18 protein-coding genes are annotated in these 17,336 nt (G+C 63.3%); 7 read left to right on the top strand and 11 right to left on the bottom strand.

From position 1 onward, the window contains the following. The first annotated feature begins 115 nt into the window (after positions 1 to 115). Both PPL01S_RS07315 and PPL01S_RS07310 read left to right on the top strand, forming a co-directional pair. The gene (locus PPL01S_RS07315) at positions 116 to 1,393 is read left to right on the top strand and encodes an acetyl-CoA C-acetyltransferase (RefSeq protein WP_016395153.1); all 1,278 of its coding nucleotides are present in this window, start codon (positions 116 to 118) and stop codon (positions 1,391 to 1,393) included. A 102-nt stretch (positions 1,394 to 1,495) separates the two neighbouring features. Further along, a complete protein-coding gene (locus PPL01S_RS07310) occupies positions 1,496 to 2,275 on the top strand; it encodes an AraC family transcriptional regulator (RefSeq protein WP_028625509.1) in 780 nt (259 codons plus the stop codon). Between the two features lie 38 nt (positions 2,276 to 2,313). Here the strand turns inward: PPL01S_RS07310 and PPL01S_RS07305 are convergent, their stop codons facing one another. From PPL01S_RS07305 to PPL01S_RS07290, 4 genes are all read right to left on the bottom strand, one after another. Continuing rightward, positions 2,314 to 2,862: a methyl-accepting chemotaxis protein gene (locus PPL01S_RS07305; protein ID WP_373271167.1), complete on the bottom strand. Its 549-nt coding sequence runs from the start codon at positions 2,860 to 2,862 to the stop codon at positions 2,314 to 2,316. A 317-nt stretch (positions 2,863 to 3,179) separates the two neighbouring features. Beyond that, positions 3,180 to 3,584: a Cu(I)-responsive transcriptional regulator gene (cueR, locus tag PPL01S_RS07300; RefSeq protein ID WP_016395150.1), complete on the bottom strand. Its 405-nt coding sequence runs from the start codon at positions 3,582 to 3,584 to the stop codon at positions 3,180 to 3,182. Further along, positions 3,581 to 5,980: a heavy metal translocating P-type ATPase gene (locus tag PPL01S_RS07295; RefSeq protein WP_028625510.1), complete on the bottom strand. Its 2,400-nt coding sequence runs from the start codon at positions 5,978 to 5,980 to the stop codon at positions 3,581 to 3,583. The genes cueR and PPL01S_RS07295 overlap by 4 nt, the downstream gene beginning before the upstream one ends. Positions 5,981 to 6,032: 52 nt before the next feature. Continuing rightward, positions 6,033 to 6,419, bottom strand: coding sequence for a hypothetical protein (locus tag PPL01S_RS07290; protein WP_016395148.1), 387 nt, complete (start codon positions 6,417 to 6,419; stop codon positions 6,033 to 6,035). Between the two features lie 146 nt (positions 6,420 to 6,565). On the opposite strand from PPL01S_RS07290, the gene PPL01S_RS07285 reads away from it, so the two are divergent. Together PPL01S_RS07285 and PPL01S_RS07280 are read left to right on the top strand one after the other, a co-directional pair. Beyond that, positions 6,566 to 6,763 carry a heavy-metal-associated domain-containing protein gene (locus PPL01S_RS07285; RefSeq protein ID WP_016395147.1) on the top strand — a complete coding sequence of 66 codons (198 nt, stop codon included), beginning with the start codon at positions 6,566 to 6,568 and terminating at the stop codon, positions 6,761 to 6,763. 90 nt (positions 6,764 to 6,853) lie between these two features. After that, positions 6,854 to 8,035: a multidrug effflux MFS transporter gene (locus PPL01S_RS07280; RefSeq protein WP_016395146.1), complete on the top strand. Its 1,182-nt coding sequence runs from the start codon at positions 6,854 to 6,856 to the stop codon at positions 8,033 to 8,035. On the opposite strand, the gene PPL01S_RS25615 is transcribed toward PPL01S_RS07280, so the two are convergent. Then, on the bottom strand, positions 7,986 to 8,183 hold the full coding sequence (locus PPL01S_RS25615) for a hypothetical protein (RefSeq protein WP_016395145.1): 198 nt from the start codon (positions 8,181 to 8,183) through the stop codon (positions 7,986 to 7,988). The two genes, PPL01S_RS07280 and PPL01S_RS25615, sit on opposite strands and share 50 nt — an antisense overlap. 499 nt (positions 8,184 to 8,682) lie before the next feature. Between PPL01S_RS25615 and PPL01S_RS07275 the strand changes: the two genes are divergently transcribed. After that, a complete protein-coding gene (locus PPL01S_RS07275) occupies positions 8,683 to 9,390 on the top strand; it encodes an ArsR/SmtB family transcription factor (protein ID WP_016395144.1) in 708 nt (235 codons plus the stop codon). Between the two features lie 17 nt (positions 9,391 to 9,407). Here the strand turns inward: PPL01S_RS07275 and PPL01S_RS07270 are convergent, their stop codons facing one another. The 5 genes from PPL01S_RS07270 to PPL01S_RS07250 form a co-directional block, all read right to left on the bottom strand. After that, positions 9,408 to 10,355: an adenosine deaminase gene (locus PPL01S_RS07270; RefSeq protein WP_028625511.1), complete on the bottom strand. Its 948-nt coding sequence runs from the start codon at positions 10,353 to 10,355 to the stop codon at positions 9,408 to 9,410. A gap of 102 nt (positions 10,356 to 10,457) precedes the next feature. Beyond that, positions 10,458 to 11,144 (bottom strand): SDR family oxidoreductase, encoded by a 687-nt coding sequence (locus PPL01S_RS07265; RefSeq protein ID WP_028625512.1) that lies wholly within the window; start codon positions 11,142 to 11,144, stop codon positions 10,458 to 10,460. 368 nt (positions 11,145 to 11,512) lie between these two features. After that, positions 11,513 to 12,097, bottom strand: coding sequence for an IMPACT family protein (locus tag PPL01S_RS07260; protein ID WP_016395141.1), 585 nt, complete (start codon positions 12,095 to 12,097; stop codon positions 11,513 to 11,515). Between the two features lie 9 nt (positions 12,098 to 12,106). After that, positions 12,107 to 12,769, bottom strand: coding sequence for a TetR/AcrR family transcriptional regulator (locus tag PPL01S_RS07255; RefSeq protein ID WP_016395140.1), 663 nt, complete (start codon positions 12,767 to 12,769; stop codon positions 12,107 to 12,109). Positions 12,770 to 12,858: 89 nt separating this feature from the next. Continuing rightward, positions 12,859 to 13,776, bottom strand: a complete 918-nt coding sequence (locus tag PPL01S_RS07250; RefSeq protein WP_016395139.1) for a LysR family transcriptional regulator — start codon at positions 13,774 to 13,776, stop codon at positions 12,859 to 12,861. Between the two features lie 118 nt (positions 13,777 to 13,894). On the opposite strand from PPL01S_RS07250, the gene aptA reads away from it, so the two are divergent. After that, positions 13,895 to 15,241 carry an omega-aminotransferase AptA gene (gene aptA, locus PPL01S_RS07245; RefSeq protein ID WP_016395138.1) on the top strand — a complete coding sequence of 449 codons (1,347 nt, stop codon included), beginning with the start codon at positions 13,895 to 13,897 and terminating at the stop codon, positions 15,239 to 15,241. A 73-nt stretch (positions 15,242 to 15,314) separates the two neighbouring features. Beyond that, the gene (locus PPL01S_RS07240; RefSeq protein WP_008095787.1) at positions 15,315 to 16,808 is read left to right on the top strand and encodes a CoA-acylating methylmalonate-semialdehyde dehydrogenase; all 1,494 of its coding nucleotides are present in this window, start codon (positions 15,315 to 15,317) and stop codon (positions 16,806 to 16,808) included. Between the two features lie 159 nt (positions 16,809 to 16,967). On the opposite strand, the gene PPL01S_RS25540 is transcribed toward PPL01S_RS07240, so the two are convergent. After that, positions 16,968 to 17,336: hypothetical protein (locus tag PPL01S_RS25540; protein WP_217997301.1), on the bottom strand; the 369-nt coding region annotated here is incomplete at its 5' end.

The following is a 17,336-nucleotide window of genomic DNA, read 5'->3' as shown; positions in this document are numbered from 1 at the left end:
GGGTCTCCCTGAAGGCAAGCTTGCAAGTGTGGACCAACTTTGTGGCAAGGTCGTTCGAATGCGGCAAAAACACCTAGGCTGTACGGACCGAAATGCTTTCAGGAGGAATCCACGCATGCGTTCACTTCGCCGGGTCGCGATCCTGGGCGGCAACCGAATTCCCTTCGCTCGCTCCAACGGCGCCTACGCCACCGCCAGCAACCAGGCGATGCTCACCGTGACCCTCGAGGGTCTGATCGAACGCTATCGCCTGCATGGCCTGCGCCTGGGCGAGGTGGCGGCGGGCGCGGTGCTCAAGCATTCGCGCGACATGAACCTGACGCGCGAATGCGTGCTGGGCTCGCGCCTGTCGCCACAAACGCCTGCCTATGACATCCAGCAGGCCTGTGGGACGGGCCTGGAGGCCGCGCTGCTGGTGGCCAACAAGATTGCCCTGGGGCAGATCGACTGCGGTATCGCTGGCGGCGTGGACACCACCTCCGATGCGCCGATCGCCGTCAATGAGGGGCTGCGTCGTATCCTCCTGCAGGCCAATCGCGGCAAGAACCTTGGTGAGCGGCTCAAGCCGTTCCTGCAACTGCGCCCTGGCCATCTCAAGCCCGAGCTGCCACGCAATGGCGAGCCCCGCACCGGCATGTCGATGGGCGAGCACTGCGAGCGCATGGCGCAGACCTGGCAGATAGGCCGTGCCGAGCAAGATGAACTGGCGCTGCTCAGCCACCAGCGCTTGGCAGCGTCCTACGCCGAAGGCTGGCAGGACGACCTGCTCACGCCGTTCATGGGCCTTGCGCGCGACAACAATCTGCGGCCCGATCTGGACCTGGAGCAACTCGCCAGGCTCAAGCCTGCGTTCGACCACAGCGGCCTGGGTACGCTGACGGCGGGCAACTCCACGCCGTTGACCGATGGCGCTTCGCTGGTGCTGCTGGGCACACCGGAGTGGGCTCAGACCCAGGGGCTGGAGGTATTGGCTTACCTGGTCGATGGCGAAACGGCGGCGGTGGATTTCGTCAAAGGCCAGGAAGGGCTGCTGATGGCACCGGTCTACGCCGTGCCTCGGCTGCTGGCGCGCAACGGCCTGAGCCTGCAGGACTTCGACTACTACGAGATTCACGAAGCCTTCGCAGCCCAGGTGCTGTGTACCCTCAAGGCCTGGGAGGATGCCGATTACTGTCGGCAGCGGCTGGGGCTGGAGGCACCGTTGGGGGCCATCGATCGCAGCAAGCTCAACGTCAAGGGCAGCTCATTGGCGGCTGGGCATCCGTTTGCCGCGACCGGCGGGCGGATTCTGGCCAGCTTGGCCAAGTTGCTGGCCAAGGCGGGCAAGGGACGCGGGTTGATTTCGATCTGCGCGGCGGGGGGGCAGGGCGTGACGGTGATCGTCGAGCGCTGAGACCGCGTCGGCCTTTTCGCCGGCAAGCCGGCTTGCCGGCGAAGAGGGCAGATCGCGCGTGCAGGTGTTAGGCTTGTCTGCTCAGCGCTATAAGAAATCACCATGCCGAGCATCGGACACCCCCGCGCCATTCCTGCACTGGATCACTTGCCCAGGCCGCTCTACGCCCGCGCCGAAAGCCTGGGTGCGGGCTCCTGGACCACTTGCCACCGTCACGACTGGGTGCAGTTCTCCTATGCCATCAGTGGCGTACTGGGCGTGTACACCCGTGAGGGCAGCTACTTCGCGCCGCCGCAGTGGGGCGTGTGGATTCCCGCCGATGCCGAACATCAAGTGGTGACGACCGGGCGCACCGAAATGCGCAGCCTGTACATCCGCCGCGACGCCTGCCCATGGGCGCCGACGCAGTGCCGGGTACTGGAGGTGACGCCACTGGCGCGGGAGCTGATCAAGCAGTTCTGCCTGTACCCGGCGCATTACCCGGAAGGCGAAAGTGTCGAGGCGCGCCTGGTGGCGGTGCTGCTCGACCAGTTGCGCACGCTGCCCGAAGTGGGGTTCTCGTTGCCGTTGCCCCGACATCCGGGTTTGTTGGCGCTGTGCAATGGGCTGATCGCAGCGCCCGACCAGGGGCAGACCCTGCAGGAGTGGGCGCTGCAACTGGCGTGCTCGGAGAAGACCCTGATGCGCCTGTTCCAGCGTGAAACCGGGTTGAGCTTTCGCAACTGGCGACAGCGCATGCGCTTGCTGTCGTCGCTGGCGTTGCTGGAGGCCGGGGACAGCGTGACCGAGGCGGCACTCGGGTGTGGCTATGACTCCACCTCGGCTTACATCGCTGCCTTCAAGCAGTTGTTTGGCGCCACGCCGGGTGAGTTGAAGCTGTAGTTGCCTGTGCCGGCCCTATCGCCGGCAAGGGCTGCAGATCAGGTACGGAACCGCAGCACCAGCGAATCCAGCTCGTTGGACAACCCGGCCAGGCTCTCGGAGTCCTGCCGCGCCGCCTGGGCCAGTTCCGCCACCAGTTGTGCATCGCCATGAATCTGGCTGATATGCCGGTTGATGTCCTCGGCCACCTGGTGCTGTTCCTCTGCCGCCGTGGCGATCTGGGTGTTCATGTCGCGGATGACGTCCACCGACTCGCGAATCTGGCCGAAGCTGTCACGGGCCATGCCGATGCGGCTGACCGACTGCTGCGACACCTCGAGGCTGGCATGCATCTGCCCGGCCACTTCGTCGGCCACCACGGCAAAGCCGCGGCCTTGTTCTCCGGCCCTTGCCGCCTCGATCGCGGCGTTCAATGCCAGCAGGTTGGTCTGCTCGGCGATCGAGCGGATGGTGCCGAGAATCGACTGGATCGCATTGCTGTCACGCTCCAGTTGCTGGATCGACTGGGCCGACTGTTCGATTTCCTGGCTCAGGCGGTCGACGCTGTGCACCGCAGCGTCGATCTGTTGCTGGCCTTCGCGTGCCATCGCATTGCTGACCTGGCGGATCTCGCGGCTGCTGCTGTCGAGGAATCCGTCGCGGGCTTCGCCGCGCAGGTTGATGACCACCAGGGTGGCCACGAGGACGATGGGCAGCGCGGCGATGACCGCGAATGCCCAGGTCAGTTTCTGTTTGATGTTTATCGACGCTCCCGGAGTTTGTTTTTATCGACACGCGATGCTCAATGCATCGGCAGCGCCCGGGATTTTTTGAGCGAAATGCCCGTATTTATTGGGCGAAGTCGCATTTGGCGACTATTCGGTCGGCTTGAGGCTAATATGGCATACCAGACTTGCCCTGGCGGTCAGTGGCAGCATTCGCCGCCATTGGCCAAGTCCTTGAGAATCGGGCAGTCGGGTCGGTTATTGCCCTGGCAGTGGGCGGCCAGCTCGCTCAAGGTATCGCGCAGACTGACCAACTCTTCGATGCGCCGGTTCAGTTCATCGATGTGTTGCACGGCCAGCGCCTTGACGTCGGCACTGGCGCGCTGGCGGTCCTGCCACAGGGTCAGCAGCTTGCCTACTTCCTCCAGGGAAAAGCCCAGGTCGCGGGAGCGCTTGATGAACGCCAGGCTGTGCAGGTCCTGCGGCTGGTACAGGCGGTAGCCGCTGTCGCTGCGGGTGGCCGGCTTGAGCAGCCCGATGGACTCGTAGTAGCGGATCATCTTGGTGCTGAGCCCGCTGTGGCGGGCGGCCTGGCCGATGTTCATGGGGCCTCCTGGGAGGTGCTGGTGGGTTTCCAGGTTTTCAGCCACAAGGCATTGCTGACCACGCTGACGCTGGACAGGGCCATGGCGGCGCCGGCCAGCACAGGGTTGAGGTAGCCCAGCGCGGCCAGGGGGATGCCGATCAGGTTGTAGATGAAGGCCCAGAACAGGTTCTGGCGAATTTTAGCGTAGGCCTTGCGGCTGATTTCCAGCGCGGCGGGCACCAGCCGCGGATCGCCACGCATCAGCGTGATGCCGGCAGCCTGCATGGCCACGTCGGTGCCGCCGCCCATGGCAATGCCGATGTCGGCGGCGGCCAGGGCCGGGGCATCGTTGATGCCGTCGCCGACCATCGCCACCACGCCGTTCTTTTTCAGCGCAGCCACGGTGGCGGCCTTGTCGGCAGGCAACACTTCGGCATGGACATCGTCGATGCCCAGATGCTCGGCCACGACCTTGGCGCTGCCGCGGTTGTCACCGGTCAGCAGGTGGCTGCTGATGTGTTGTGCATGCAGCGTGCTGATCGTTTGTTCGGCACCCTCCTTGAGGCTGTCGCCGAAAGCGAAAAGGCCCAGCACGCGAGGTTGCGCACCGCGTTCGATCAGCCACGACAAGGTGCGGCCTTCGGCTTCCCAGGCTTGCGCCATGGGCGCCAGATCGCCGGGTTGCAGGCCGCTTTCGTCGAGCAGACGGCGATTGCCCAGGGCCAGTTCGCGCCCGTCGACCCGCCCGGCGATGCCGCGGCCGGTGAGCGACTGACTGTCGGCTACGGGCGGTACGTCCAGACCTTGTTCGGCGCAGGCATCCAGGACGGCCTTGGCCAGCGGGTGTTCGCTGCCACGCTGCAAGGCGCCGGCCAGGCGGTGCAGTTCGGCGCCGTCAGCGTACAGCGCCTGGCTATGCACCACCCGTGGGCTGCCAGAGGTGAGCGTGCCGGTCTTGTCGAACACCACACGGTTCACCGCGTGCGCCCGCTCCAGGGCTTCGGCGTCCTTGATCAGGATGCCGTGGCGTGCGGCGACACCGGTACCGGCCATGATCGCGGCCGGCGTGGCCAGGCCCAAGGCACAGGGGCAGGCGATGACCAGCACGGCCACTGCGTTGATCAGCGCGGTTTCTAGCGGCACACCCGCCAGCCACCAGCCGACCAGGGTGACCAGCGCCAGCACCAGTACCGCTGGGACGAACACCTGGCTGACACGGTCGACCAGCTTCTGGATTGGTGCCTTCGCCGCCTGGGCGTCTTCGACCAGGCGAATGATGCGGGCCAGCACGGTTTCGGTGCCTACGGCCTGGGTGCGCACCAACAACCGGCCTTCGCCGTTGATGGCGCCGCCGGTGACGCTGTCACCCGGTTGCTTGGGCACTGGCAGGCTTTCACCGCTGATCAGGGCTTCGTCGGCGTGGCTGCGGCCTTCCACTACCTCACCATCCACCGGGAAGCGCTCCCCCGGCTTGACCAGCACCAGGTCGCCCAGGTGCAGCATTGCGATCGCCACGTCCTCTTCACGGCCGTCGACCAGACGCACGGCGCGCTCGGGGCGCAACGCTTCGAGTGCGCGGATGGCGCTGGCGGTCTGGCGCTTGGCGCGGCTCTCCAGATACTTGCCCAGCAGCACCAGGGCGATCACCACCGCCGAAGCCTCGAAGTAGAGATGCGGCTGCGTGCCGGCAGGCGCTTGTGCCCATTGGTACAGGCTCAGGCCATAGCCGGCGCTGGTGCCAAGGGCCACCAGCAGGTCCATGTTGCCGGCGCCGGCGCGTACGGCTTTGCAGGCCGCGACATAGAAGCGTGCGCCGAGGATGAACTGCACCGGCGTGGCCAGCAGGAACTGCGCCCAGGCTGGCAGCATCCAGTGCAGGCCGAAGGGTTGCACCAGCATCGGCAGCACCAGGGGCAGCGCCAGCAGCAAGGCGGCGCCGACTGCAAGGCGTTCGTTGCGCAGGCGGCGCTGAGCAGCCTGCTGATCATCCGGGTGCGCCTGTGGCAGTCTGGCGTGGTAACCGGCCTTGTCGACAGCGGCAATCAACAGCTGATCATCGAGTGCCTGGAGCACCTCGAGATGGGCGCGTTCGCTGGCGAGGTTGACGCTGACCTGCTCGACCCCTGGCACTTTGCCGAGGGCTCGCTCGACGCGACCAACGCAGCTGGCGCAGGTCATGCCGCCGATCTGCAGTTCCACGGTGCGGGTCGGCACGCCGTAGCCTGCCGCGCGCACGGCGTCGACCAGGGCGGGCAGGCTGCCGGCCGGGGCCTGGACGCGGGCCTGTTCGGTCGCCAGGTTGACGTTGATCTGTTCTGCGCCGTTGACCTTGCGCAGCGCGCGCTCGACACGGCCAGCACAGCTGGCACAGGTCATGCCGGAAATCGGCAGGTCGAAAGTGGTAGATGCGGGCATGGCTCTCCTCCTTGGACAGGCCTCCAGCATCAACCTTGCCACGCGGGGAAGGTCAATAGCCCAGGCCGGCTCGCTTTAACTCAAGCCCATTGTGCCCCATCGCAATGCGGTATTTGTTGATCTGCCCCGCCTGCAAGGTCAGGCGCGTGCTGCGCTGGTCCTCGATGCCTGGGGCGCAGCCGGGCATTTGCCCCGGCAACAGGCGCAACCGCACATCGACCGGACCTGGCGGCAGATTGAAGGAGGTCGATTGCTCCTGGAAAACGCGACCGGAGAGTTGATCGTTTAGGTAGATGCCGATTTCGCAGCTGGTGGCCACTTCCAGGCGCTCCCGGGAAATGATCAGTACGCTGTAGTCCGAGTTGCCCTCGGCGCTGGCTGGCGGCACTGCGGCCAACACACCCAGTAACCCGACTACGCTCACTGCTGCCCTGAACATGAAGAATCTCCTGCTTGCCTGAATCGTCAAAGGCGCAGCTTGGCCGAGGTGCGCGCGGATTTCCACCCCGGCCGTTCGCCGCAGAACTTGACCTTGCCCCAATGGCAAGCTTGAAACTGGGCAAAACCCACAAGGAGGCGATACCCATGCAAGTGTTCAACGTACAAGGCATGACCTGCGGCCATTGCGTGAAAGCGGTCACCCGCGCGGTGCAGGAGCAGGATGCCAAGGCGCAGGTGGAGGTCGACCTTGCCGCCAGGCAGGTACGCGTGCAGAGCGCATTGGCGGTCGAGCAGGTGATGGCGGCGATCCGTGAAGAGGGCTACCAGGTCGAGGTGGCTTGAGCCTGGGCTATTTCGTTGCAAATGTTTTCATACTGAAGGGGTCCACTGCAGGTAGACTTACGCGCTTGCTTAGCCTGCTATGGATTCCTGATGAACCTGCGAATGGTGCTGATCCTGGGCGCATTGAGTGCGTTCGGGCCCTTGGCGATCGACTTCTACCTGCCCGCCTTCCCGGCGATGGCGCAGGCGTTCGCCACCGATGAGAAACATGTACAGGCCACCCTGGCAGCGTACTTCCTCGGCCTGTCGCTCGGCCAACTGGCCTATGGACCGGTGGCCGATCGCTTTGGTCGGCGCAAGCCGTTGCTGTTCGGTGTAGCGCTGTTCACCCTCGCGTCGCTGGCCTGCGCCTATGCACCCAACCTCGACACCCTGATCCTGGCGCGTTTCGTTCAGGCCTTGGGCGGTTGTGCCGGGATGGTGCTGTCGCGGGCCATCGTCAGTGACAAATGCGACCCGGTGGCTTCGGCCAAGGTGTTCTCGCAACTGATGCTGGTGATGGGGCTGGCGCCCATCCTTGCGCCGATGCTCGGCGGCGTACTGGTGACCCTGGCTGGCTGGCAGTCGATCTTCCTCGCCTTGAGCCTGTTCAGTGCCTGCTGTCTGGTGGCGGTGAGCCGGGGCCTGCCAGAGAGCCTGCCTGCGCACATCCCGCGCCAACCGCTGTCGGGAGCGCTGCGTCAGTACCTGCGATTGCTGGCCGATCGTGTGTTCATCGGGCATGCCTTGACTGGTGGCATCGCCATCGCCGGGATGTTTGCCTACATTGCCGGTTCACCTTTCGTATTCATCAAGCTCTATGGCGTACCACCCGAGCATTACGGTTGGCTGTTCGGCACCAATGCGGCGGGCTTCATCCTGGTGGCGCAGGTCAACGCACGCCTGCTGGCCAAGCGTGGTCCGGCGTTCCTGCTGGTGCGTGCGGTGTGGTTCTACCTGGCGGCGGGGCTGGTCCTGCTTGGCGTGGCAGCGTTGCGCCCTGCGCAGTTGTGGCCCCTGCTGGTGCCGCTGTTCGTCTGCATCGCCAGCCTCGGCTGCATCATTCCCAATGCCTCGGCCTGCGCCATGAGTGGCCAGGGCGCTCGGGCCGGCAGCGCCTCGGCTTTGATGGGCTGCTTGCAATTCAGCGTCGCCGCCGGCGCTGCGTCATTGGTCAGCCTGCTGCACGATGGCAGCGCGGTGCCCATGACGCTGGTGATCAGCCTGTGCGGTGCGGCGGTGGTCAGTGTCGCGCTACTGACCCGGAGTTTGCAGGCCAGGCGCCCGGCATGAGCGGATGAGGGGCCTGCAAGCGCGTCTCCAGGGTCGCGACGAAGGCGCGTGCTTCGGCCTCGCTGCGAAAGCCCACCACATGCTGGTCGAGCATCACTTGCCAAGGGCGGTCGGGGTTGCGGTTCGACGCACTGATGACAATCTTCATCGCGGCATACCTCCGAAAAGGGGGAGAGCGGATCAAGTGTAGCGCTGCGGCAACCCTGCGCCATGGGTTGGTTGGGTGTTCGGACTGGCGGTAGGGGCGCTGGCCTGTGCAACGCTTCGAAGCGTGAGGAAGGTTCGCTGAAGTTTGCGCTATTTGAGGAAGTGCGCTGTCGGCAGAGTCGCTTGCGCGTCAAGGGCCATTGTTCCCCCTGGCCTGTTTCTTCCCTGTCAGCGGGCAGCTTCCTTTGTCAGAGGGTGCCTGGCGCCCCTGCCGCTGGGCGGTGCCTTGCTCTCAAGGGGTGCCGTACCCAATTCCACTTTGCCAATGTTACCCACGGGATGCCCGCGGGGACGGGCGCGCGCGCGGCTTATACTGCGGTCGGCACTTGCCTCGGCGGAAACGTTCGCAGGTCGCGTCTGGCACCTGCCGAGAAGGTAGATCGGCCTTGCCACGGTTGGCCATTTGGAAATCAGATGTGGTTTGCAGGGAGTAACACGACATGAATGCAGTCAGTAGTATCAGTCAGATTGCCGGCCTGATGGCCGACCCCAAACGTAGCGCAATGTTGTGGGCGTTGATCGACGGCACGCCGCGTCCGACCGATGAACTGGCGATGATGACCGGGTTGACCTCATCCTCTGCCTGCGCGCACTTGTCACTATTGTCTTCGGCCGGCTTGCTCAGGCTCGAAGCCCGAGGCCGAAAGCGCTACTTCAGGCTTGCCACTCCCCAGGTGGGGGCCGCGGTCGAAGCGCTCGCCAGTGTGCAGTTGGGTAATGACGGCCAGCAGGGCGGCGGATCGGTACAGTTGCCAATGTCGATGCGCAGGGCGCGTCGTTGCGGTGACCATCTGGGGGGCGAGTTGGCCGGTGAGTTGTACCACCGCCTGGTGGTCTCGGGTTGGCTCGAGAGTAGCGAGCGACAATTGATGGTCAGCGATAAAGGAAGGGCAGAGCTGGCAGGCATTGGCGTATTCATCGATGCATTGGCTCCGCGCCAGCAGCGTGGTTGCGTGATCTGTCACTGCAACCAATGGAGCGACCAGGGGCCGCATCTGGGCGGCAGCCTGGGGCAGGCACTGCTCACGCTGTTTCAGCAGTCTGGCTGGATACGCGAGGCAGGAGGGACGCGGGCGATGCAGATTTCCGCCGAAGGCATTCAGCAGATCAACCGCATTGCCCGGGTCACCACACTGCAGGTGGGCTGAACGCCGGCGCGGGCGTGTCAGACCAGACGCGCGTCCAGGCTGTTCTGGGCCAGGCGGCGGGCCTGGTCTTCGGTCATGCCCAGATGAGTGTACAAGGCATGGAAGTTCTCGGTGACGTACCCGCCGAAATAAGCCGGGTCATCCGAGTTCACCGTCACCTTCACGCCCCGCTCGAGCATGTCGAGGATGTTGTGCTGGCTCATGTGATCGAACACGCAGAGCTTGGTGTTCGACAACGGGCACACGGTGAGGGGGATCTGCTCGTCGATGATGCGCTGCATCAGGCGCTCGTCTTCGATGGCACGCACCCCATGGTCGATGCGCTTGATCTTCAGCAGGTCGAGGGCTTCCCAGATGTATTCGGGCGGGCCTTCCTCGCCGGCGTGGGCAACGGCGACGAAGCCTTCGCTGCGGGCACGGTCGAACACGCGCTGGAACTTGCTGGGCGGATGGCCCATTTCGGAGCTGTCCAGGCCAACGGCGATGAACGCGTCGCGGAAGGGCAGGGCCTGGTCGAGGGTCTTTTGTGCTTCGTCTTCACTGAGGTGACGCAGGAAGCTCAGGATCAGGCCGCTGCTGATACCCAGTTGCTCACGGCCGTCTTTCAGTGCCTGGTTGATGCCGTTGAGCACGACCTCGAACGGGATACCGCGATCGGTGTGGGTCTGCGGGTCGAAGAAGGGTTCGGTATGAATGACGTTCTGGGCCTTGCAGCGCTGCAGGTAGGCCCAGGTCAGATCATAGAAGTCCTGCTCGGTGCGCAGTACATCGGCGCCCTGGTAGTACAGGTCGAGGAATTCCTGCAGGTTGTTGAAGGCATAGGCGCTGCGCAGGGTCTCGACGTCATTCCAGGGCAAGGCGATCTTGTTGCGCTCGGCCAGGGCGAACAGCAATTCGGGTTCGAGCGAACCTTCGAGGTGCAAGTGCAGTTCGGCCTTGGGCAGGGCGTTCAACCATTCATACATGGGGGGGGCTCGATCATGTACGGTTGCCGCCATTCTACAGGGCCCGGCCAGGCATTGCGCTTGGCCGGGCCTGTATTGCGCCAAGCGGTGATCAGGCTCGACTCACCAGACGAGGGCTTCGCCTTTGTAGTTGATGAAGCGCAGGCCGCCCTTGCCGCTTTGTGCCTTGACCTGCTCGAGCATGCCTCGGGTGCTGGTGAGTACGTCGATCTCGGCGTTTTCGCCGCCCATGTCGGTTTTCACCCACCCGGGGTGCATGGCCAGCACGCAAAGGTCAGGGCGCTGCAGCTCGACCACGAAGCTGTTGATCATCGAGTTCAGCGCGGCCTTGCTGGCTTTGTACAGGCACACTTCGCCACCATCGGGGATGGTCACACTGCCCAGAATCGAGCTCATGAACGCCAGTACGCCGGTGTCTTGCCGTACTTGGCCGGCCAGGCGACGCGCGACGCGGATCGGCGCTACTGCGTTGGTCATGAACAGGGCGCCAATGTCCTGTTGCTGCACCGCTTCCAGGTCTTGTGGCAGAGGGCCCATGACCCCGGCGTTGATGAACACCAGGTCGAACACTTCACCGTGAACACGCTGTTTCAGGCCATCGAGCTGTGCCGTGTCGTTCATTTCCAGCTGTTCGATACGCACCCCCGGAACGTCACCCAGTGCGCCGGGTTTTTGTGGGTCACGTACCGTGGCGGTGATGTTCCAGCCATCTTCGTGCAACCGCTGCACCAGGCCGAGGCCAAGCCCGCGAGAGGCGCCGATGATCAGGGCGGTTCTTGAATTAGCCATAGGAACATTCCTTACTCTGAGTGGGAAAAAGGAATTGAGCATACTGCACAGGAAGGCCATGCGCCTGCATCAAAAGGGTGGTTAAAAAATAATCAGCGACGCACGGGCGTGCGGCGTCGGGCGCTTGGGTTGTTGGTCAACTGGTTATCCACAGGCTGATCCACAGTTAATGTGTGCAAACGCCACTGACGTATCTGTGAAATGTCCCTGACGCATTGTGGATAACACTCGACAAGTCAAGCGCTTGGGGTTGTCATCAAACGGTGATCAAAATATGCTCAATAGTGCGCAGGCCTTGAGCGGCGAGGGTTCCAGCAGAGTGCCCCAAGCTTATCCACAAACCGACCCACAGTTGTTGTGAGCAAAGTTCAGCGTGCCTGGAGATGGATTCGACCGCGGCTGAGGTCTGCCAACTGCTGCTGCAAGGCAGGCAGGTGCGCTTCGCCGAACGCAATGTGCAGGTCGACGCCGTTGGCGGTGAATTGCTCGTCAAGCACCAGGCCATCCACTTCCGCCAGGCGCAACTTCACCAGCGCCAGTTCACTGAAGCTGCAGCTGCAAGCGAACTCACTGCGCTGTACCAGCAGCCGCTTCGGTGCCTGCTGCAGGCACTTGTTGGCTCCACCGCCATAGGCCCGCGCAAGGCCACCAGTGCCCAGCTGGATACCGCCATACCAACGGATGACCAGCACTACCACCTGGTCGCAGTCCTGTGCCTCGATGGCCGCCAGGATGGGGCGCCCGGCCGTGCCACCCGGTTCGCCGTCGTCACTGCTGCGATATTGCGCGCCCAGCTTCCAGGCCCAGCAGTTGTGCGTGGCGGCCAGGTCGCTGTGGCGTTCGATGAAACTCATTGCCTCGGCGGCACTGGCAATCGGGCCGGCGAGGGTAATGAAGCGACTCTTGCGGATTTCCTCGCGAAACTCGCAGAGGTCTAGCAGGGTAGAAGGCATAGATAGATGTCAGGCGCTCGGCGCGATGCCGCATCCCTTGAGAATGATGTGGATAAGGTTGCTGCTCGCGTCTTCCATGTCTTGCTTGGTCAGGCGGCTGCGGCCGGTGACCTGGCAGATCTGGGTCGCGAAGTCGGCATAGTGCTGGGTGCTGCCCCAGAGCAGGAAGATCAGGTGCACCGGGTCGACCGGGTCCATCTTGCCTGCGTCGATCCAGGCCTGGAATACCGCGGCGCGACCGCGGAACCATTCGCGGTAGTCGGCGCTGAAGTATTCACTCAGGCACGTTCCGCCGCTGATCACTTCCATGGCGAAGATCCGCGAGGCTTGCGGGTTGCGCCGGGAAAACTCCATCTTCGTGCGGATGTACTGGCTGAGCGCCGCACCCGGGTCGTCCTCGACGCTCAAGGCGTTGAACGTGCTGTCCCACAGCTCGATGATGTTGCTCAATACGGCGATGTACAGGCCGAGCTTGTTGGTGAAGTAGTAATGCAGGTTGGCCTTGGGCAATCCCGCCTTCAGCGCGATGGTGTTCATGCTGGTGCCCTTGAAACCATGGCGGGCGAATTCGTCTTCGGCGGCCTGGATGATGGCCTGTTCGTTCTTCTGGCGGATGCGGCCGGCGGGCTTGCCCGAGGCGGAGAGGCGATGCGCAGGGACTTCTAGGGTCATGGACGATTCCGTACAGGTCTGTGGCAACGGATGTCGGACAAGATTACCTGCCTGTGCACAAGTGACAAGCATTAGCGTCGATGCAGGCATCAGCGTGTCGCAGCCAGGCTTTCGAGGAAGCTTTCCAGTACTAGGTTCGGCCGCCGCCCTTTGCGTGTGACCCAGCTCAGGCTCAGGTCGTAGAAACGCTGGGACGGCTTGAGCGCGCGCAGGCGGCCTTGCTGGACCCAGAAGGTGGCGTAATGGTCAGGCAGGTAGCCAATGTAGCGACCGGTCAGGATCAGAAATGCCATGCCTTCACGGTCGGAGGCACTGGCGGTGCAGTTCAGGGCCTGGTAGTGGGCCTGGACATCGGCGGGCAGGCGGAAGGTCGGAGCGATCGCTTCCTGGCTGTTGAGGCGATCGTCGTCGATCTGCTGGTCGTCGGCATAGAACAACGGGTGGCCAACGGCGCAGTAGAGCAGCGAGCGTTCGCTGTACAAGGGTTGGTATTCGAGGCCTGAGAGTGGGCTGGTCTGTGGCACCACGCCAACATGCAGGCTGCCGTCGAGCACCCCTTGCTCGACCTGGCTGGGGGCGATCATGCGGATCTGTATGCGCACGTCAGGGCCGCGGTCCTTGAGCTCGGCCAAGGCGTGGGTGATGCGCATGTGCGGCAGGGTCACCAGGTTGTCTGTGAGGCCAATGTTGAGCTCACCCCGCAAGTGCTGGTGCAGGCCGTTGACCTCCGTGCGAAAGGTCTCCAGGGCGCTGAGCAACTGAAGCGCCGAATGATAGACCTCGCGGCCCTCCTCGGTCAGTGAGAAGCCGGCGCGGCCCCGCTGGCACAGGCGCAGGCCGAGGCGCTGCTCCAGGTCGTTCATCTGCTGGCTGATGGCCGAGCGCCCGATGCCGAGCACGTTCTCCGCCGCCGAGAAGCCACCGCTCTCCACTACGCTTCGGTAGATTTTCAGCAGGCGTATATCGAAATCGCTGACCTGTGCGAGGGGATCGGGGCGTCGGCTCATAAGTTTAGTCTTGTTCGATCTGAAGATTAGAAATGTGGGCTTTTTCAGACTTTATCTGCGTGCGAATTTAGCTGCAACAACATCCATCGTTGCCTAATCGTCTTCCGAGGAACCGCCGATGAACATGCCCGAAACCGCTAACACCGGTATCGCCAGCCAGCTGAAGCTGGATGCCCACTGGATGCCCTACACTGCCAACCGCAACTTCCAGCGCGACCCACGCCTGATCGTGGCGGCCGAAGGCAGCTACCTGATCGATGACAAAGGGCGCAAGATCTTCGACGCCCTGTCCGGTCTGTGGACCTGTGGCGCCGGGCATACCCGCAAGGAGATCACCGAGGCGGTCGCGCGTCAGGTCGGTACCCTGGACTACTCGCCGGCCTTCCAGTTCGGTCACCCGCTGTCGTTCCAGCTGGCCGAGAAGATCGCCGATCTGACGCCGGGCGACTTGAACCACGTCTTCTATACCAACTCCGGTTCCGAGTGCGCCGACACCGCATTGAAGATGGTTCGCGCCTACTGGCGCCTGAAAGGCCAGGCGACCAAGACCAAGATCATCGGCCGTGCCCGTGGTTACCACGGCGTGAACATCGCCGGCACCAGCCTGGGCGGCGTCAACGGCAACCGCAAGATGTTCGGCCAACTGCTGGACGTCGACCACCTGCCTCATACCGTGCTGCCGGTGAACGCCTTCTCCAAGGGCATGCCGGAAGAGGGCGGCATCGCCCTGGCTGATGAAATGCTCAAGCTGATCGAGCTGCACGATGCGTCCAACATCGCGGCCGTGATCGTCGAGCCGCTCGCCGGTTCCGCCGGTGTACTGCCGCCGCCGAAGGGCTACCTGAAGCGTCTGCGTGAAATCTGCACCCAGCACAATATCCTGCTGATCTTCGACGAAGTGATCACCGGTTTCGGCCGCATGGGCGCCATGACCGGCTCCGAAGCCTTCGGCGTGACCCCCGACCTGATGTGCATCGCCAAGCAGGTGACCAACGGCGCCATCCCGATGGGCGCCGTGATCGCCACCAGCGAGATCTACCAGACCTTCATGAACCAGCCGACCCCGGAGTATGCCGTCGAATTCCCGCACGGCTATACCTACTCGGCCCACCCGGTGGCCTGCGCCGCAGGTATTGCCGCGCTCGACCTGCTGCAGAAGGAAAACCTGGTGCAGTCGGCGGCTGAACTGGCGCCGCACTTCGAGAAGCTGTTGCACGGCGTGAAAGGCACCAAGAACATCGTCGACATCCGCAACTACGGCCTGGCCGGCGCGATCCAGATTGCCGCCCGTGATGGCGATGCCATCGTCCGTCCCTATGAAGCTGCGATGAAACTCTGGCAGGCCGGCTTCTATGTGCGCTTCGGTGGCGACACCCTGCAGTTCGGCCCAACCTTCAATACCCAGCCGCAGGAACTGGACCGCCTGTTCGACGCGGTCGGCGACGCCCTGAACAAGATCGACTGATCTTTCCGATTGTGACGCAAGGCGCGCGAACTGATCGCGCGCCCGCTTCTACCTTCTTTATCTGGAGTTATGCATGAGCATCGTTCAGCACCTGATCCACGGCGAGCTGGTCACCAAGGGTGAGCGCACCGCCGATGTCTTCAACCCGTCCACCGGCCAGGCGGTTCGCAAGGTCGAGCTGGCAAGCCGCGCGACCGTGCAGGAAGCGATCGACTCCGCCAAGGCCGCCTTCCCGGCCTGGCGCAACACCCCGCCCGCCAAGCGTGCCCAGGTGATGTTCCGCTTCAAGCAGCTGCTGGAGCAGAACGAAGCCAAGATCTCGCAGATGATCAGCGAAGAGCATGGCAAGACCGTTGAAGACGCTGCTGGTGAACTCAAGCGTGGTATCGAGAACGTCGAGTTCGCCTGCGCGGCGCCGGAAGTGCTGAAGGGCGAATACAGCCGTAACGTCGGCCCCAACATCGATGCCTGGTCGGATTTCCAGCCGCTGGGCGTGGTGGCCGGCATTACCCCGTTCAACTTCCCGGCGATGGTGCCGCTGTGGATGTACCCACTGGCCATCGCTTGCGGTAACGCCTTCATCCTGAAACCGTCCGAGCGCGACCCGAGCTCGACCCTGTTCATCGCCCAGTTGCTCCTTGAAGCCGGTTTGCCAAAAGGCATCCTCAACGTGGTGCATGGCGACAAGGAAGCAGTGGATGCGCTGATCGAGGCACCGGAAGTCAAGGCCCTGAGTTTCGTGGGCTCGACCCCGATTGCTGAATACATCTATGCCGAGGGCACCAAGCGCGGCAAGCGTGTGCAGGCGCTGGGCGGCGCCAAGAACCATGCGGTGCTGATGCCTGATGCCGACCTGGACAATGCTGTCAGCGCGCTGATGGGTGCGGCTTACGGTTCGTGCGGTGAGCGTTGCATGGCCATTTCGGTTGCGGTGTGTGTGGGTGACCAGGTTGCCGATGCACTGATCGCCAAGCTGGAACCGCAGATCAAGGCACTGAAGATCGGTGCAGGCACTTCCTGTGGCCTGGACATGGGCCCGCTGGTCACCGCTGCCGCCCGCGACAAGGTGGTCGGCTATATCGACGACGGTGTTGCTGCTGGCGCCAAGTTGGTGGTCGATGGCCGCGGCTTCCGTGTGGCAGGCAATGAAGATGGCTACTTCGTGGGTGGCACCCTGTTCGACAAGGTGACCCCGGAGATGCGCATCTATAAGGAAGAGATCTTCGGCCCGGTACTGTGCGTTGTACGTGTGAACAGCCTGGAGCAGGCCATGCAGCTGATCAACGATCACGAGTATGGCAACGGCACCTGCATCTTCACCCGTGACGGTGAGGCGGCGCGCCTGTTCTGCGACGAGATTGAAGTGGGCATGGTCGGTGTGAACGTGCCGCTGCCGGTGCCGGTGGCGTATCACAGCTTTGGTGGCTGGAAGCGTTCGCTGTTCGGTGACCTGCATGCTTATGGCCCGGACGGCGTGCGCTTCTACACCCGTCGCAAGGCAATCACCCAGCGCTGGCCGCAACGCGCTAGCCATGAGGCCTCGCAGTTTGCGTTCCCTAGCCTGTAATAAGGCATGAAGTGAAAGCGGGGAGGCCGACAGGCCTCCCCGCTTCTATTTTGGGAGGCTGAAGGGTGCTTGCCTTGAAGGATTTGGTGTTCATGAAATCGAGCGCCGCCCACGCGGCGCATCGCGGCTAAAGCCGCTCCTACGTTTGTTGCAACGTACCTATGCCTGATAGGGCATGGTTGCCAGCCTAGATGATACGACGCGATTTCTTGGCGGGCGCCAAAGGCGGACAACCCTGGCCTGAAAGAATGTGGCACGTTGCAACAAACGTAGGAGCGGCTTTAGCCGCGATGCGCCGCGCGGGCGGCGCTCGATCTCCCAGGTGCAGAAGGTTCGTGGCAGGCACCTGCTGGCCTTGATGCGGTCTTCGCCAGAATATTTCAAATATATGAAATTAAAGGTTGACGGGGTTTCGAATCCCCTTATAATGCGCCCCACTTCCAGCGTAGTCGGAACGAGAAACTCCTTGAGATTCAAAGAGTTAAACGATCCAGGTAGTGCTGGAAGCGCTTCGATCGAATGATCGGT

Source organism: Pseudomonas plecoglossicida NBRC 103162 = DSM 15088, assembly GCF_000730665.1.
Taxonomy (GTDB): Bacteria; Pseudomonadota; Gammaproteobacteria; order Pseudomonadales; family Pseudomonadaceae; genus Aquipseudomonas; species Aquipseudomonas plecoglossicida.
The sequence above is the reverse complement of the archived record's forward strand: the minus strand, read 5'-3'. Positions and strand labels throughout refer to the sequence as shown.

Excerpts from the sequence above, each read along its gene's own strand:
- PPL01S_RS07275 (WP_016395144.1), top strand. The coding sequence starts at position 8,683 with ATGAATGCAGTCAGTAGTATCAGTCAGATTGCCGGCCTGATGGCCGAC.
- PPL01S_RS07265 (WP_028625512.1), bottom strand. The coding sequence starts at position 11,144 with ATGGCTAATTCAAGAACCGCCCTGATCATCGGCGCCTCTCGCGGGCTT.
- PPL01S_RS07310 (WP_028625509.1), top strand. The coding sequence starts at position 1,496 with ATGCCGAGCATCGGACACCCCCGCGCCATTCCTGCACTGGATCACTTG.
- PPL01S_RS07285 (WP_016395147.1), top strand. The coding sequence starts at position 6,566 with ATGCAAGTGTTCAACGTACAAGGCATGACCTGCGGCCATTGCGTGAAA.
- PPL01S_RS07250 (WP_016395139.1), bottom strand. The coding sequence starts at position 13,776 with ATGAGCCGACGCCCCGATCCCCTCGCACAGGTCAGCGATTTCGATATA.
- PPL01S_RS07270 (WP_028625511.1), bottom strand. The coding sequence starts at position 10,355 with ATGTATGAATGGTTGAACGCCCTGCCCAAGGCCGAACTGCACTTGCAC.
- aptA (WP_016395138.1), top strand. The coding sequence starts at position 13,895 with ATGAACATGCCCGAAACCGCTAACACCGGTATCGCCAGCCAGCTGAAG.
- PPL01S_RS07255 (WP_016395140.1), bottom strand. The coding sequence starts at position 12,769 with ATGACCCTAGAAGTCCCTGCGCATCGCCTCTCCGCCTCGGGCAAGCCC.
- PPL01S_RS25615 (WP_016395145.1), bottom strand. The coding sequence starts at position 8,183 with ATGAAGATTGTCATCAGTGCGTCGAACCGCAACCCCGACCGCCCTTGG.
- PPL01S_RS07305 (WP_373271167.1), bottom strand. The coding sequence starts at position 2,862 with ATGGCACGCGAAGGCCAGCAACAGATCGACGCTGCGGTGCACAGCGTC.
- PPL01S_RS07240 (WP_008095787.1), top strand. The coding sequence starts at position 15,315 with ATGAGCATCGTTCAGCACCTGATCCACGGCGAGCTGGTCACCAAGGGT.
- PPL01S_RS07290 (WP_016395148.1), bottom strand. The coding sequence starts at position 6,419 with ATGTTCAGGGCAGCAGTGAGCGTAGTCGGGTTACTGGGTGTGTTGGCC.
- PPL01S_RS07260 (WP_016395141.1), bottom strand. The coding sequence starts at position 12,097 with ATGCCTTCTACCCTGCTAGACCTCTGCGAGTTTCGCGAGGAAATCCGC.
- PPL01S_RS07295 (WP_028625510.1), bottom strand. The coding sequence starts at position 5,980 with ATGCCCGCATCTACCACTTTCGACCTGCCGATTTCCGGCATGACCTGT.
- cueR (WP_016395150.1), bottom strand. The coding sequence starts at position 3,584 with ATGAACATCGGCCAGGCCGCCCGCCACAGCGGGCTCAGCACCAAGATG.
- PPL01S_RS07315 (WP_016395153.1), top strand. The coding sequence starts at position 116 with ATGCGTTCACTTCGCCGGGTCGCGATCCTGGGCGGCAACCGAATTCCC.
- PPL01S_RS07280 (WP_016395146.1), top strand. The coding sequence starts at position 6,854 with ATGAACCTGCGAATGGTGCTGATCCTGGGCGCATTGAGTGCGTTCGGG.